General features: G+C 66.9%; 13 protein-coding genes and 1 tRNA gene. 9 read left to right on the top strand and 5 right to left on the bottom strand.

Going from position 1 to position 13,847, the window contains the following annotated elements; translation table 11 throughout:
- Positions 1-4: 4 nt before the first annotated feature.
- From LOS8367_RS15440 to pgi, 8 genes are all read left to right on the top strand, one after another.
- Positions 5-1,054, top strand: coding sequence for a cobalt-precorrin-5B (C(1))-methyltransferase (locus tag LOS8367_RS15440; protein WP_085897437.1), 1,050 nt, complete (start codon positions 5-7; stop codon positions 1,052-1,054).
- A complete protein-coding gene (locus LOS8367_RS15435; RefSeq protein WP_085897436.1) occupies positions 1,051-1,782 on the top strand; it encodes a cobalt-precorrin-6A reductase in 732 nt (243 codons plus the stop codon). Before LOS8367_RS15440 ends, LOS8367_RS15435 begins: the two co-directional genes overlap by 4 nt.
- A complete protein-coding gene (locus LOS8367_RS15430) occupies positions 1,779-2,408 on the top strand; it encodes a DNA-3-methyladenine glycosylase family protein (protein WP_165761496.1) in 630 nt (209 codons plus the stop codon). The genes LOS8367_RS15435 and LOS8367_RS15430 overlap by 4 nt, the downstream gene beginning before the upstream one ends.
- Positions 2,405-3,073 carry an alpha/beta hydrolase gene (locus tag LOS8367_RS15425; RefSeq protein WP_085897435.1) on the top strand — a complete coding sequence of 223 codons (669 nt, stop codon included), beginning with the start codon at positions 2,405-2,407 and terminating at the stop codon, positions 3,071-3,073. Before LOS8367_RS15430 ends, LOS8367_RS15425 begins: the two co-directional genes overlap by 4 nt.
- A 185-nt stretch (positions 3,074-3,258) precedes the next feature.
- Positions 3,259-3,843, top strand: coding sequence for an HNH endonuclease (locus tag LOS8367_RS15420; protein ID WP_085897506.1), 585 nt, complete (start codon positions 3,259-3,261; stop codon positions 3,841-3,843).
- 139 nt (positions 3,844-3,982) lie between these two features.
- Positions 3,983-5,434, top strand: a complete 1,452-nt coding sequence (zwf, locus tag LOS8367_RS15415) for a glucose-6-phosphate dehydrogenase (protein WP_085897434.1) — start codon at positions 3,983-3,985, stop codon at positions 5,432-5,434.
- A 58-nt stretch (positions 5,435-5,492) separates the two neighbouring features.
- Positions 5,493-6,164: a 6-phosphogluconolactonase gene (pgl, locus tag LOS8367_RS15410; protein ID WP_085897433.1), complete on the top strand. Its 672-nt coding sequence runs from the start codon at positions 5,493-5,495 to the stop codon at positions 6,162-6,164.
- Positions 6,165-6,167: 3 nt separating this feature from the next.
- The gene (pgi, locus tag LOS8367_RS15405; protein ID WP_085897432.1) at positions 6,168-7,769 is read left to right on the top strand and encodes a glucose-6-phosphate isomerase; all 1,602 of its coding nucleotides are present in this window, start codon (positions 6,168-6,170) and stop codon (positions 7,767-7,769) included.
- Positions 7,770-7,865: 96 nt separating this feature from the next.
- On the opposite strand, the gene LOS8367_RS15400 is transcribed toward pgi, so the two are convergent.
- From LOS8367_RS15400 to LOS8367_RS15390, 3 genes are all read right to left on the bottom strand, one after another.
- The gene (locus tag LOS8367_RS15400) at positions 7,866-8,213 is read right to left on the bottom strand and encodes a RidA family protein (RefSeq protein ID WP_085897431.1); all 348 of its coding nucleotides are present in this window, start codon (positions 8,211-8,213) and stop codon (positions 7,866-7,868) included.
- Between the two features lie 36 nt (positions 8,214-8,249).
- Positions 8,250-8,323, bottom strand: a tRNA-Gly gene (locus LOS8367_RS15395).
- Between the two features lie 66 nt (positions 8,324-8,389).
- Positions 8,390-10,435 (bottom strand): ASKHA domain-containing protein, encoded by a 2,046-nt coding sequence (locus tag LOS8367_RS15390; protein WP_085897430.1) that lies wholly within the window; start codon positions 10,433-10,435, stop codon positions 8,390-8,392.
- A gap of 181 nt (positions 10,436-10,616) precedes the next feature.
- On the opposite strand from LOS8367_RS15390, the gene guaB reads away from it, so the two are divergent.
- Positions 10,617-12,065: an IMP dehydrogenase gene (gene guaB, locus LOS8367_RS15385; RefSeq protein ID WP_085897429.1), complete on the top strand. Its 1,449-nt coding sequence runs from the start codon at positions 10,617-10,619 to the stop codon at positions 12,063-12,065.
- A 141-nt stretch (positions 12,066-12,206) separates the two neighbouring features.
- Here the strand turns inward: guaB and LOS8367_RS15380 are convergent, their stop codons facing one another.
- Entirely contained in the window at positions 12,207-12,734 is a 528-nt protein-coding gene (locus tag LOS8367_RS15380; protein ID WP_085897428.1) for a hypothetical protein, read from the bottom strand.
- Positions 12,731-13,477, bottom strand: a complete 747-nt coding sequence (locus LOS8367_RS19205) for a helix-turn-helix transcriptional regulator (protein ID WP_207569276.1) — start codon at positions 13,475-13,477, stop codon at positions 12,731-12,733. Before LOS8367_RS19205 ends, LOS8367_RS15380 begins: the two co-directional genes overlap by 4 nt.
- Positions 13,478-13,847: the final 370 nt, after the last annotated feature.

Raw genomic sequence — 13,847 nt, 5'->3', positions numbered from 1 at the left:
GCGCATGAGTACGCCTGCCCCTCTTCGCCGCGGCTGGACCACCGGCGCCTGCGCCACCGCGGCGACGCGGGCGGCGCTGCTGCGGCTCTGGGGCGGTGACTGGCCCGAGACGGTGTCGATCACCCTGCCGCGCGGCGAGAGGCCGGTTTTCGCCGTGGCGCATCGCGCCGAAGGACCGGGTTGGGCCGAGGCCGGGATCGTCAAGGATGCCGGAGACGATCCGGATGTGACGCATGGCGCGCTGATCGTGGCCCGGGTGCGCGAAGCGGCGGGCGGAGTGAGCTTCCGCGCGGGCGAGGGGGTGGGCATGGTGACCAAGCCCGGCCTGCCGGTGCCGCCCGGAGAGCCGGCGATCAACCCGGTGCCGCGCGCGATGATGGAGGAGGCGGTGGCCGAAATCGCCGCCGATCTTGCCCGCGCGCCTGATGTCGAGATCACTATCTCGGTTCCCGGCGGGGCGGCCTTGGCCGAGAGGACCTGGAACCCGCGACTGGGGATCAAGGGGGGCATCTCGATCCTCGGCACGACCGGCATCGTGCGGCCGTTTTCCTGTGCCGCCTGGATCGCCTCGATCCATCGCGGCGTCGACGTGGCGCGCGCGGCGGGGCTTTACCACGTGGCGGGCTGCACCGGCGCGACCTCCGAACGGGTGGTGCAGGCGCTGCATGGCCTGCCCGATCACGCGATGCTCGACATGGGCGACTTCGCCGGCGGGCTGCTGAAATACCTCGCGAAGCATCCGGTACCCCGCGTCACGATCGGCGGCGGCATCGGCAAGATCACCAAGCTCGCCCAAGGGGCGGTCGATCTGCATTCCGCCCGCAGCCAAGTCGACTTCGCGGCGCTGGCGACGTTGAGCGGTGTGGCCGAAGTCGCCGGGGCCAATACGGCCTTGGAGGCGGCGCGCCTGGCGCCCGATCTTGGCCAGCGCGTGGCCGAGGCGGCACTGGCCCGGCTATCGGAGCGGTTCGGAATTGCCGCTGACGGCAGCCCTATCGCCTTCGACGTGGTGGTGATCGACCGGGGCGGTGCGGTTCTGGGTCGGGCGGCATGACGGTCCTCGTCCTCGCCGGAACGCGGGAGGGGCGCGAGGTCGCGGCGGGTCTCGCTGCGCGCTCGATTCCGGTTCTGGCGTCGCTGGCGGGGCGGACCCGCCGGCCGCTGGAGCCGGGGGTGCCGCTGCGGACGGGTGGTTTCGGCGGCGCGCAGGGCTTTCGCGATACCGTGGCGGCGCAGGGCATCACGGCGGTGATCGACGCGACCCATCCCTTCGCCGAGGAGATCACCGAGCGCACCGCGCGCCTGTGCCGGGAGGACGGGCTGCCGCACCTGATCCTTCGCAGGCCGGGCTGGCAGCCGCTGCCCGGCGATGACTGGACGCGTATCGCGCGCGAGGCCGATCTGGCCGCGCATGTGCCACGCGGTGCGACGGTGTTCCTCGCCACCGGGCCGCAGCGGCTGGTGGCATTCACCGGGCTCGAGGACCGCCGGGTTCTGTGCCGCCGGATCGATCCGGCACCGGGGCCGTTCCCGTATGAGAACGGCGATTGGGTGGTTTCGCGACCGCCATTCTCGGTCGAGGACGAAACGGCACTCTTCGCGCTCTTGGGCGTGGACGTGCTGGCGACCAAGAATTCGGGCGGAGAGGACGGCCGGGCCAAGCTCGAAGCGGCGCGTGCACTCGGGCTTCGGGTCGTGCTTCTCGACCGGCCGCGCCTGCCCGAGGGCGCGCTCGTGGTCGAGACGGTGGAAGAGGCGCTGAACTGGGCGGAGGGGCTGTGACCGAACGCATAATTACACACGAGGATCACGTGGCCGAAGGGGCGGCATGGCTCGCCGCCAACACCGATCATTTTGGACGATTGCTCGAGATCACCGGGCCGCTGCCACTGCGTCGGACGCCGGACGGCTTCGCGCAGCTTTGCTCGGCCATCGTCAGCCAGCAGGTCTCGACCGCCTCGGCGCGGGCGATCCGGGGGCGGCTCGAAGCGGCGGACCTGCTGCGGCCTGAAACCATCGCCGCCGCCGACGAGGAGACGCTGCGCGGCTGCGGGCTGTCGCGGCAGAAGATGCGCTACCTGCGGGCCCTGGCCGCTTCGGGCATCGATTTCGATGCGCTCCGCACGGCCCCCACGGAGGAGGTCGTCTCGACTCTCACCGCCGTGACCGGCATCGGCGTCTGGACCGCGGAGATCTATGCGATGTTCGCGCTGGGTCGGGCCGATGTCTTTGCGCCGGGCGACTTGGCCCTGCAGGAGGGAGCGCGGCACCTGCTGGGGCTGAACGAGCGGCCCCGGGAACGGGCGTTGCGCGAGATTGCGCAGCAATGGTCGCCATGGCGTGCGGTTGCGGCGCGCGGGCTGTGGGAATACTACCACCACGTGAAGGGCAGGGAAGGAATCCTATGACGCGCGCATTGCAATCGGGCCGGGTGGAGCCGCTCAGCGGCGAGATGCGCTCCGCCGTGATCTTCCTGCATGGCTACGGCGCCAACGGCGCCGATCTTCTGGGCCTCGCCGAGCCGCTGGCCGAGCACATGCCGGACACGCTGTTCCTTGCTCCGGACGCGCCGGAGGCCTGCATCGGCGCGCCGATGGGATTCCAGTGGTTCCCGATCCCCTGGATCGACGGGTCGAGCGAGGAAGAGAGCCGTCAGGGCCTCGCCCGCGCCGCCGAGGATCTCAACGCCTTTCTCGACGGCGTCATGGTCGACGAGGACCTGCTGCCGGAGCAGGTGATGGTCGTGGGCTTCTCGCAGGGCACGATGATGGCGCTGCACGTGCTGCCGCGCCGCGAGGATCCGATCGCCGGGCTCGTGGCCTTCTCGGGCCGGCTGCTCGAGCCCGAGCTTCTGGCCGATGAGGTGCAGAACCGGCTGCCGATCCTTCTCGTACATGGCGACCTGGACGAGGTGGTGCCGCCGCAGTCGCTGCCCGAAGCGGCGCAGGCTCTGCAGGAGGCCGGTTGGACCGACCTCTATGCCCATGTGATGAAGGGCACCGCCCATGGAATCGCGCCTGACGGGCTCGAGGTGGCGCTGGCCTTCATGCGCGAACGTCTCGGTATCGCCTGACATTCGGGCGAAATCGTCCGCGTCCTGTCACTTCGTTGTCATTCGCCGCTGGCATCAAGGTTGCGGCGGTGACACGACCTTGAGACTTGCCAGCTTCCTGCCGCCAGATATAGTCGAATAACGGCAGGAGCGGGGCTCCCGCTCTGGTCGTCCGAATGGGCAGCGAGAGCGAGGACGGACTCACGATGCAAGGCGATTTCAGGACCGAGTTCGTGCGCGATCCGGTGGCGCTCCGGCAGCATCCGGCGCTGGTGCTCAACGCGGATTACCGTCCGCTCTCTTATTATCCGCTTTCGCTCTGGCCCTGGCAGGAGGCGATCAAGGCGGTGTTTCTCGACCGGGTCGACATCGTCGCGGAGTACGAGGCGGTGGTGCACAGCCCCTCCACGGTGATCCGAATACCCTCGGTCGTCGTCCTCAGAGATTACGTCAAACCCCAGAAGCGCGTGGCATTCACGCGCTTCAATCTTTTTCTGAGGGACGGTTTCCGCTGCCAGTATTGCGGATCGAAGGGCGATCTCACCTTCGACCACGTGATCCCGCGCGCGCGGGGGGGCGTCACCAGCTGGGAGAACGTGGTCGCGGCCTGTGCGCGCTGCAACCTGCGCAAGGGCTCGAAGAGCCTGCGCCAGTCGGGGATGAGCCTACAGCGCCCGCCGCGCCGCCCCGGCGCCGAGGAATTGCGCGATACCGGGCGCCGCTTTCCGCCGAACCATCTGCATGAAAGCTGGGTCGACTACCTGTACTGGGACGCAGAACTGGAAGCCTGATGGCGCGTTGGGCCGCAATCTCAGGCGATCGGGTTGCGGCTTGGTCGCCGATGCCTAGACTGCGCGCGCACGGGCCGCTAAGAGGGCGGCGTTAGCGCTAACTGCACGGCCTATGCAGGCCGCCCAGACGGAGACAGCCATGGTATCGCGCGTCATCCCGGTCGACAGCTTCGACCTCGTCATCTTCGGCGGCACCGGCGATCTCGCCCGGCGCAAGATCCTGCCGGGACTGTTCCGCCGTTTCCGCTCGGGTCAAATGCCCGCCGAGGCGCGGATCATCGGGGCCGCGCGCTCGGAGATGGACGATGCGGGCTACCGGCAGATGATCCGCGACGCGATCGCCGAGTTCGGATCCGACGAGAAGAACGATGCCGCCGGCATCGACGAGTTCATCGAGCGCCTGCACTACGTGGCGATCGACGCCACCGGGGAGGGCGGCTGGCACCAGCTGCGCGACCTGATGCGCGAGGGCGTGATCCGCGCCTTTTATTTCTCGGTCGCCCCCTCGCTGTTCGGCGCCCTCGCCGAGCGGCTGCACCAACACGGTATCGCCGACGACACGAGCCGGATCGTCGTGGAAAAGCCCTTCGGCCGCGATCTCGACACCGCGAAGGCGCTGAACGCGACCTTGGCCGAGCATTTCGACGAGAGCCAGATCTACAGGATCGACCATTATCTCGGGAAGGAGACGGTTCAGAACTTGATGGCGGTGCGCTTCGGCAACGTGCTGTTCGAGCCGCTGTGGAATTCGCATTACATCGACCACATCCAGATCACCGTGGCCGAAACCGTGGGCGTCACCGGTCGCGGCAGCTACTACGACAAGTCGGGTGCGATGCGCGACATGGTGCAGAACCACCTGATGCAGCTTTTGTGCCTGATCGCGATGGAGCCGCCCTCGGTCTACGATGCCGACACGGTGCGCGACGAAAAGCTCAAGGTGATCCGGGCGCTGCAGCCGGTCGAGCCGCATCAGATCGTGCGCGGCCAGTACGAGGCCTCGCAGGACGGCCCCTCCTACCGCGAGGACGCCGAGAACCCGCGCAGCTTCACCGAGAGCTTTCTCGCGCTCAAGTGCCATATCGCCAACTGGCGCTGGGCCAAGGTGCCATTCTACATTCGCACCGGCAAGCGCATGAAAGCGCGCTCTTCCGAGATCGCCGTCGTGTTCAAGGATCTCGGTCATACCATCTTCGAGGGAGACACGGCGCGGCACCGCAACATCCTGTCGATCCGTCTGCAGCCGAACGAGGGGATGGACCTGCAGGTGACGATCAAGGAGCCGGGCCCGGGCGGCATGCGGCTCGTCGACGTGCCGCTCGACATGAGCTTCGCCGATGCGCTGGGCCCCGATCAGGACGCGCCCGATGCCTATGAGCGGCTGATCATGGACGTGATCCGTGGCAACCAGACGCTGTTCATGCGCGGCGACGAGGTCGAGGCCGCTTGGGCCTGGACCGATCCGATCATCAAGGGCTGGGAGGCACGCAACGACGTGCCCAAACTCTACGACGCCGGAACCGCTGGGCCCGAGGACGCGATGATGCTGATGCATCGTGACGGCCGCCGCTGGCGCGAGATCAAGAGCTGAAGGGCTCGGGTGCCGCGGCTCCGCTGTGCCACCGATACGAACCGAAAGGAAACACGGCATGGAATTCGTCGAATACGCCGATTCCGAGATGATGATGATCGACCTCGCCGACCGGCTGGCGAGCGAGCTGCGCGCGGCGATCGCCGCCGATGGCCGCGCCAGCCTCGCGGTGCCCGGCGGCACCACGCCGGGACCTGTCTTCGACACGCTCTCGGCGATCAAGCTCGACTGGGACAAAGTTCACGTGATGCTCACCGACGAGCGCTGGGTGCCGGAGAACTCCGAGCGGTCGAACACCGGGCTGCTGAAGCGACGGCTCTTCACCGGCGAGGCGGCAGCGGCGCATTACCTGCCGCTCTACGCCGAGGCCGAGCGCCCCGAGGAGAAACTCGAGGCGCTGCAACAGGCGCTGGCGCCGCATCTGCCGCTCTCGGTGGTGCTGCTTGGCATGGGCGCCGACATGCATACCGCCTCGATATTTCCGGGCGCCGACCGGCTCGACGCGGCGCTGCATGGCGACGAGACGCTGGTGGCGATGCGCGCACCGGGTGCGCCGGAGCCGCGCATCACGCTTTCGGCGAAGGTGCTGAACGACGCGATGCGCCGCCATATCGTGATCATAGGCGCCGAAAAGCGCGCAGCGTTGGAGAAAGCGCAGGGGCTGAGCCCGGAGGAGGCGCCGGTGGCGGCGATCCTCAAGGGTGCGACCGTGCATTGGGCGGAGAGCTGAGAGATGTGGAACGAGCTGAAGATCAAGGCCGAGGCCATTGCCGACCGGCGCATCGAGACGCTGTTCGAGGATCCCGACCGGGCGCGCGAATTTTCGGTCAGCGCGCTGGGCATGCTGTTCGATTATGCCAAGACCAATATCGACGCCGAAACGCGTGAGGCGCTGATCGCCCTGCTCGACAAGGCCGATCTTGCGGCCCGGCGCGAGGCGATGTTCTCCGGCGCGGCGATCAACGAGACCGAGGGGCGGGCGGTGCTGCACACGGCGCTGCGCAACCTCGACGGCGCGCCCGTAACGGTCGAGGGCAAGGACGTGATGCCCGAGGTGCTCGATACGCTGGGGCGCATGGAGGGCTTCGCCCGCGCCGTGCGCTCGGGCGAGTTCAAGGGACAGGGCGGTGCCATCACCGACGTGGTCAATATCGGCATCGGGGGTTCGGATCTCGGGCCCGCGATGGCGACCCGTGCGCTCGCGCCCTATCATGACGGCCCACGCTGCCACTTCGTTTCGAACGTCGATCCGGCCGATATCGCCGACGTGCTCGCGGCCTGCGATCCGACGACGACACTGGTGATCGTCGCTTCCAAGACCTTCACCACCATCGAGACCATGACCAATGCCCGCACCGCCAAGGCGTGGATGGGGCAGGCGGTCTCGGATACCGGGGCGCAGTTCGCCGCACTCTCTACCGCCGCCGATAAGACCGCCGATTTCGGCATCGCGCCCGAACGGGTGTTCGGTTTCGAGGACTGGGTCGGCGGGCGCTACTCCATGTGGGGGCCTATCGGACTGTCGCTGATGATCGCCACCGGGCCGGAGGCGTTCCGCGCTTTCCTGCGCGGCGGCGAGGCCATGGACCGGCATTTCCGTGCCGCCGCATGGCACGAGAACCTGCCGGCGATGCTGGCACTGGTGGGAATCTGGCACAACCAGGTGCTGGGCCACGCCACCCGCGCCGTGCTGCCTTACGACAACCGCCTCGCCCGGCTGCCCGCCTATCTCCAGCAGCTGGAGATGGAGAGCAACGGCAAGCGGGTCTCGATGGATGGCGAGACGCTGTCCTTCCACAGCGGCCCGGTGGTCTGGGGCGAGCCGGGCACCAACGGCCAGCACGCGTTTTACCAGCTGATCCATCAGGGCACCCGGGTGGTCCCGTGCGAGTTCCTCGTCGCGGCCGAGGGCCACGAGGAGGGGTTGGAGCACCAGCACCGGCTGCTGGTCGCCAACTGCCTCGCGCAGTCCGAAGCACTCATGAAGGGGCGCGATCTCGACGAGGCGCGCGGCAAGGTCGCCGGCAAGTTCGAGGGCGACGAGCTGGAGCGCCAGGCAAAGCACCGGGTGTTCCCCGGCAACCGCCCCTCGACCACGCTGGCCTATCCGAAACTCGATCCCGAGACGCTGGGCAAGATCATCGCGCTCTACGAACACCGGGTCTTCGTCGAGGGCGCCGTGCTCGGCATCAACTCCTACGACCAGTGGGGCGTGGAACTGGGCAAGGAGCTCGCGACGGCGCTGCAGCCGATCGTCGATGGCGAGGAGAGCCCCGACAGCAAGGACGGCTCTACGGCGCAGCTCGTGGGCTTCCTGCGTGCCAACGGCCTCTGAGGTCCGGCTTCGCTGAATGAAAGGGGCGGTCGCGATGGCGACCGCCCCTTCTCGTTTCTGCGGATACACAAGCGCTGCGCTTGGCCAGCGCCGCGTTCAGACGGCGGCGGTGACGATGATCTCGACGCGGTAGTCGGGCGAGGCGAGCTTGGATTCGCCGGTATAGCGCGCCGGGGCGTGCTCCTTGGCGACCCATCCGTCCCAGACCTCGTTCATGGCGGCGAAATCGGCGATGTCGGCGAGCCAGATCTGAGCGGTCAGAATGCGGGTCTTGTCGGTACCGACCAACGCCAGGAGACGGTCGATCTCGGCCAGCGTGGCGCGGGTCTGCTCACCGGCATCGGCGCCGGGGGCTTCGACCTGGCCCGCCAGATAGGCGATGCCGTTATGCACGACGACCTGGCTCATGCGGCCGTTGGATTCGAAGCGGGTGATGTCTGTCATGGAAAGCTCCCTGTGGTGACGACCGGCGGGAGTGGATGGAGCGGGTAACGGGAATCGAACCCGTAACTGAAGCTTGGGAAGCTTTCGTGATACCTTTTCACCATACCCGCGCGCTCAGGCCCCGAGGTAGCCAAGCCCGCGGGTATCGTCAAGCCGGTTTCGCGGCCCGGACCGGTTCAGTCGCGGGCCCGCCGACGCCGCCGTGCCCCGCCCTCGCCGCTACCGCCTTGGTTGAAGCTGGGCTCCGGCAATGGCTGGGTTTTGCGCAGCCCCGCGAAGGGGGCCGTGGCATGCGGGATCGCGTTCGCGGCGACGAAGTGCTCCTGGAATCGCGGCTCGATCGCGGTTTCGACCTTGGTGATCTGCCGGACCAGCGCCTCCGCCTCGCGCCGTGCCGCGACCGAGCACAGCGCGATCCGCGCGCCGGTGCCCGCCGCGTTGCCGGCGCTCGTCACCTTCTCCACCGGGACGTCGGGGATCATGCCCAGCACCAGCGCGTGCTTGGGGCTGATATGCGCGCCGAAGGCGCCTGCGAGCACCACGCGGTCCACCGCCTCGACCTCGCGCTCGTCCATCAGCAGACGCGCGCCCGCGTAGAGCGCCGATTTGGCGAGCTGGATCGCGCGGATGTCGCCCTGCGTTACGGTAATGCGCGGACCACCCGCCTCCGAGCCGTCATGGATCAGATAGGCATGGGTACGGCCCTCGGCGATCATCCGGTCGGTGCCAGTCTGCTCGGCCGAGCCGATCAGCCCCTTGGCGTCGACCAGCCCGGCGATGCGCATTTCGGCCACCGCCTCGATGATGCCCGATCCGCAGATGCCGGTGACGCCACCCGGGCCGACCTCGTCCCAGAACCCCGGCTCGTCGGACCATGTCTCGCAGCCGATGACGCGGAAGCGCGGCGCCTTGGTCTCGGGGTCGATGCGGATTGCCTCGATCGCGCCCGGCGCCGCGCGCTGGCCGGAACTGATCTGCGCCCCCTCGAAGGCCGGGCCGGTGGGCGAGGAGCAGGCCAGCACCCGCGCCCGGTCGCCCAGGAGCAGTTCGGCATTGGTGCCGACATCGACGATGAGCACGAGATCGTCCGACTGGTCGGGCCGCTCCGACAGCGCCACGGCGGCGGCATCGGCGCCGACATGGCCCGCGATGCAGGGCAGCACGTAGACCTGCGCGCCGGGGTTCAGCGCCGAGAGGTCGAGATCGCGGGCGGGCAGGGCCACGGCGTCGGAAGTGGCGAGTGCGAAGGGCGCCTGTCCCAGCTCGACCGGATCGATACCCAGAAGCAGGTGGTGCATCACCGGGTTGCAGACGAAGACCGTCTCGACGATGTCACGCGGCTCGATCCCGGCCTCGGAGGCCAGCTCGCGCGCCAGATCGTCGATCGCGACCCGCACGGCGGCGGTCATCTCCGCGGCTCCGCCTTCGTTCATCATCGAATAGCTGACCCGGCTCATCAGGTCCTCGCCGAAACGGATCTGCGGGTTCATCACCCCGGCAGAGGCCTCGACATGACCGTCCTCGAGCGAGGTCAGATGTGCGGCGACGGTGGTCGAGCCGAGATCGATGGCCAGCCCCCAAAGCGGCTCCGCCCGAAAGCCCGGCCAGAGATCGAGAATGTGGTGCGGCCCGTTCTCGTCGGCCCGATGCAGCGCGACGGTCACCTCCCATTCGCCCTTACGGAGGGCTTGCTGCAGCTTGGCCAGAACCGGCGGGGCCGCGATCACCTCGTCGATGCGCCATTGGCCGCGCAGCGCCTCGGCAAGACGTTCCAGATCGCCCTTGGGCTCGTGCATGTCGGGCTCGGCCACCGTCACGAAATACTTGCGCGTCGCCGGGTCCATGACGATGGGCCGGGCATCGGCGTTCTTGCGCACCACCTGCCGGTGCACCTGGCTCTCGGGCGGTACGTCGAGCACCACGTCGGAGAGGATCTGCGCCTGACAGCCGAGGCGACGGCCGGGCTTCAGACCGCGAATCCGGTCGTAGCGTTCCTCGACCGCGTTGATTTCGCTCAGCGCGTCCTCGGCCACCGTCACGCCATGCTTGGAGAACTGGCCGCGCCCAGGGCTGACCTGGCACTTGGAGCAGATGCCGCGGCCGCCGCAGACGCTGTCGAGATCGACGCCGAGCCGCCGTGCGGCACTCAGCACCGTGGTGCCCTGGGCCACGCGGCCGCGCTTGCCCGACGGGGTGAAGATGACGAGCGGATCCTGAGTCATGGCGGGCCTTTCGGGGCGGCGGGGTCGTTTGCGCGGACCATAGGCGATTGCGCCCGGAGGAAAAGGGCATCCGGGCGGCAGATCATGCGGTCAAAGCGACGCGGCCGTTTCGCCCTTTCCCCTCGGGAAGATCGGTGCGATAGGGACGTGCCAAACGAAGCATCCCAAAGGAGTGGTCCCGATGGAGATTCGCGAGGCTCTGACCTTCGATGACGTTCTGCTGGTTCCCGCCGCCTCGAGCGTCATGCCGTCCACGGCCGATACCCGCACAAAAGTGACGCGCGACATCGCGATGAACATCCCGCTCCTGTCGAGCGCGATGGACACCGTGACCGAGGCGCGCATGGCGATCTGCTTGGCGCAGTCCGGCGGCATCGGCGTAGTGCACCGCAATCTCGGCGTCCAAGAGCAAGCCGACCAGATCCGCCAGGTCAAACGCTTCGTTTCGGGCATCGTCTACAACCCGATCACCCTGACGCCCGATCAGACGCTCGCGGATGCGCGGCGGCTGATGGAGCAGTACAGCGTCACCGGTTTTCCGGTAGTGGGCGAGGGCGGCCGCGTCGTCGGCATCGTCACCAACCGCGACATGCGCTTCGCCGCCGATGACCGCACGCCCGTCAAGGCGATGATGACCGCCGACAATCTCGCCATGCTGACCGAGCCCGCCGATCTCGACGAGGCGCGCAACCTGATGAAGGAGCGGCGGATCGAGAAGCTGCTCGTCACCGACACCGAAGGCCGCCTGACCGGCCTCCTGACGCTCAAGGACAGCGAGCAGGCGGTGCTGAACCCCTCGGCCTGCAAGGATCGCCTAGGCCGTCTGCGCGTCGCCGCGGCCTCGACCGTCGGTGACGCCGGTTTCGAACGCTCAATGGCGTTGGTCGAGGCTGGGGTCGACATTGTCGTGATCGACACCGCGCATGGCCATTCCGAAGGGGTGGCAGAAGCGGTGCGCCGTCTCAAGCGCGAAGCGGGCGACGTGCAGATCATGGCCGGCAACGTCGCCACGGGCGACGCCACGCGCGCGCTGATCGATGCGGGCGCCGACGCGATCAAGGTCGGGATCGGGCCGGGCTCGATCTGCACCACGCGGATGGTGGCGGGCGTCGGCGTGCCGCAGCTCACTGCGATCATGGATTGCGCCGAGGCTGCCGGTGACGTGCCGGTGATCGCCGACGGCGGCATCAAGTTCTCGGGCGACTTCGCCAAGGCGATCGCCGCGGGCGCCAGCTGCGCCATGGTCGGCAGCATGATCGCGGGCACCGACGAGAGCCCGGGCGAGGTGATCCTCTATCAGGGCCGGACTTTCAAATCCTATCGTGGCATGGGCTCTCTGGGCGCGATGGCGCGCGGATCGGCCGACCGCTACTTCCAGAAGGATGCGGCTTCCGACAAGCTGGTACCCGAGGGCATCGAGGGCCAGGTACCGTACAAGGGCACGGCGACGGCGGTGATCCACCAGCTCGTGGGCGGCTTGCGCGCCGCGATGGGCTATACCGGTCACCCGACCGTTGCCGCGATGCGGGGCAACTGCAACTTCGTGAAGATCACCGGCGCGGGCCTCAAGGAGAGCCACGTGCACGACGTGCAGATCACCCGCGAAAGCCCGAACTACCGGATCGGCTGAAGGCGCCGGCCTTCCCGAGGATTCCATCTCATAGAGCAATGAGCCGGACCCGCCGTTCGGGTCCGGCTCATTGCAATCCGGTATCAATCGAGACGCCACGGGCAAGGCCGCAGCGCGCATCTTCCCGAGCGTGCGGCCTCCTCAGACCGGGTATCCCTCCTCGACGACGAGGGTCCAGATTTTGCGGTTGAGTTGTTTCAGCGCCTCGATCGTGTCGCGGATCCGATCGAGCGCGCTGGCGTCGATCGCGTCGCTTTGACCCATCTTGAGGGCATTCTTTCGATCCGCGATCCGCATGGTGATCGTGCGGGCCGCTCCGGTTTCAGTGTCGAAGGAATAGATTGAATGGCTGTAGCGGTTTCGCAGGGACTGGTGCTTGCGGATCTGAGCCGTGGCCGCGAGGATCCGGCTCCGGGTCGCGTCGGTGATGCCGCCCGATTTGGCAAGTCGCTCGACGAGGTCGAGTCGTGCCCGCGTGGTGTTCAGTGTCAGGTAGATGATGACGGCGGACTGCTTGGTCGTGCCGGCCAGCCCGGCGATCAAATGGATCAGAAGGCTTTCGGTGTTGGTCCAGCTGTAATTCATCCGGCCCACCAGCAGAAGCAGCTGATCGAACGGGCTGAGGCTAGCCTCGGCAGGTGTTGAGGTGCTGGCATCGCGGGTCGTCATGACTTGTCAGGTAGAATATCGGCTGCCTCCCCCCGGGCGAGGTACCAGATCGCGGCGCCGGTGCGGTTCGAGACGCCCAGCTTGTGAATGAGGTGGTGGATATGGAGCTTGACGGTATGCTCCGACAGCCCCAACTCCGCGGCTACGATCTTGTTTTGCTTGCCCTCGGCCAAGAGCGACAGCACCTCCCATTCCCGGCGCGTCAGATCCGACCCGACCAGCTCCGCGCTTTCGTCGGGAGCGTCCAGAGGCACGTGTTGTCCATTTTCGAGAAGCACTTTCAGCACGGCCTCGGGTACGAGGATTTCGCCGCAGAGCAGCAGGCGCATCATCGCCAGAAGCACGTCGATCCGTACGTTGAGCGGTAGAAGCCCGAGCCGGGGGGGCTCGGCTTGGTTCAGGCCCTTCAGCAGGAGGTCTCGATCCGGGACACGCCCTCCATAGGCCAGAACGAGCATGTCGGTTCCCGCGGCCTCGGCGGCGGCGAGTACCTCGTCGCGGGTCGTCACCCTTTGGGCGTCGATAAGCATGAGCCGCGGGTTGCCGCGTTCGTCACGAAGCTTGGAAATGGTGGAGAGGTTGTCGGTGCGCATGAAGTCGACGCTGTCGAATTCCGCCGCGAGTGTCTTTAACAAATCTTCGGGAAAGCAGAACTCGCTTCCAAGAATAGGAATGGACGTGCGGCCTCGGGGATTGGCTTCTGTCAGATCCTGAACCTGAAATATTCTTTCACGATTTAACATAAATCACCCGATAAAATTGGACTGACACGACTTCGATATCGGTGCGCCTGAACAATACGGCCAATGGCAGGGCTAACCCATATACCGATCGGTTAGGTGCAAGAACTGCCGAGTAGATGGTTCCTCCAGCGCGTGTGTACGCAAGAGCGAAGGAGCCAAAAGCGAATGCCTTAACAGAGCATTACGACCGGAGCGATGGCTGCTTCTACAGTCTTGCCCAAATCGGCATCTCACGCAAATTCTTGATCACGTTTTGTTGAAAATTGTAAAGATCCGGAACTTTTCGTGAATGTGCCTATGAGCTATCCCCCATTCGGCCAGATGGGTATTAGTACCATTTTCCGGGCTGATAGAATTTTGCATTCTGCGC

The sequence above is a fragment of the Limimaricola soesokkakensis genome, assembly GCF_900172345.1.
In the GTDB taxonomy this organism is placed as follows: Bacteria; Pseudomonadota; Alphaproteobacteria; order Rhodobacterales; family Rhodobacteraceae; genus Limimaricola; species Limimaricola soesokkakensis.
This window is presented reverse-complemented; position numbering and strand designations above follow the sequence as displayed.

What these genes read in the sequence shown, in the direction of transcription:
- LOS8367_RS15440 (WP_085897437.1), top strand. Translation starts at nt 5, where the DNA reads ATGAGTACGCCTGCCCCTCTTCGCCGCGGCTGGACCACCGGCGCCTGC.
- LOS8367_RS15435 (WP_085897436.1), top strand. Translation starts at nt 1,051, where the DNA reads ATGACGGTCCTCGTCCTCGCCGGAACGCGGGAGGGGCGCGAGGTCGCG.
- LOS8367_RS15425 (WP_085897435.1), top strand. Translation starts at nt 2,405, where the DNA reads ATGACGCGCGCATTGCAATCGGGCCGGGTGGAGCCGCTCAGCGGCGAG.
- LOS8367_RS15420 (WP_085897506.1), top strand. Translation starts at nt 3,259, where the DNA reads ATGCAAGGCGATTTCAGGACCGAGTTCGTGCGCGATCCGGTGGCGCTC.
- zwf (WP_085897434.1), top strand. Translation starts at nt 3,983, where the DNA reads ATGGTATCGCGCGTCATCCCGGTCGACAGCTTCGACCTCGTCATCTTC.
- pgl (WP_085897433.1), top strand. Translation starts at nt 5,493, where the DNA reads ATGGAATTCGTCGAATACGCCGATTCCGAGATGATGATGATCGACCTC.
- pgi (WP_085897432.1), top strand. Translation starts at nt 6,168, where the DNA reads ATGTGGAACGAGCTGAAGATCAAGGCCGAGGCCATTGCCGACCGGCGC.
- LOS8367_RS15400 (WP_085897431.1), bottom strand. Translation starts at nt 8,213, where the DNA reads ATGACAGACATCACCCGCTTCGAATCCAACGGCCGCATGAGCCAGGTC.
- LOS8367_RS15390 (WP_085897430.1), bottom strand. Translation starts at nt 10,435, where the DNA reads ATGACTCAGGATCCGCTCGTCATCTTCACCCCGTCGGGCAAGCGCGGC.
- guaB (WP_085897429.1), top strand. Translation starts at nt 10,617, where the DNA reads ATGGAGATTCGCGAGGCTCTGACCTTCGATGACGTTCTGCTGGTTCCC.
- LOS8367_RS15380 (WP_085897428.1), bottom strand. Translation starts at nt 12,734, where the DNA reads ATGACGACCCGCGATGCCAGCACCTCAACACCTGCCGAGGCTAGCCTC.
- LOS8367_RS19205 (WP_207569276.1), bottom strand. Translation starts at nt 13,477, where the DNA reads ATGTTAAATCGTGAAAGAATATTTCAGGTTCAGGATCTGACAGAAGCC.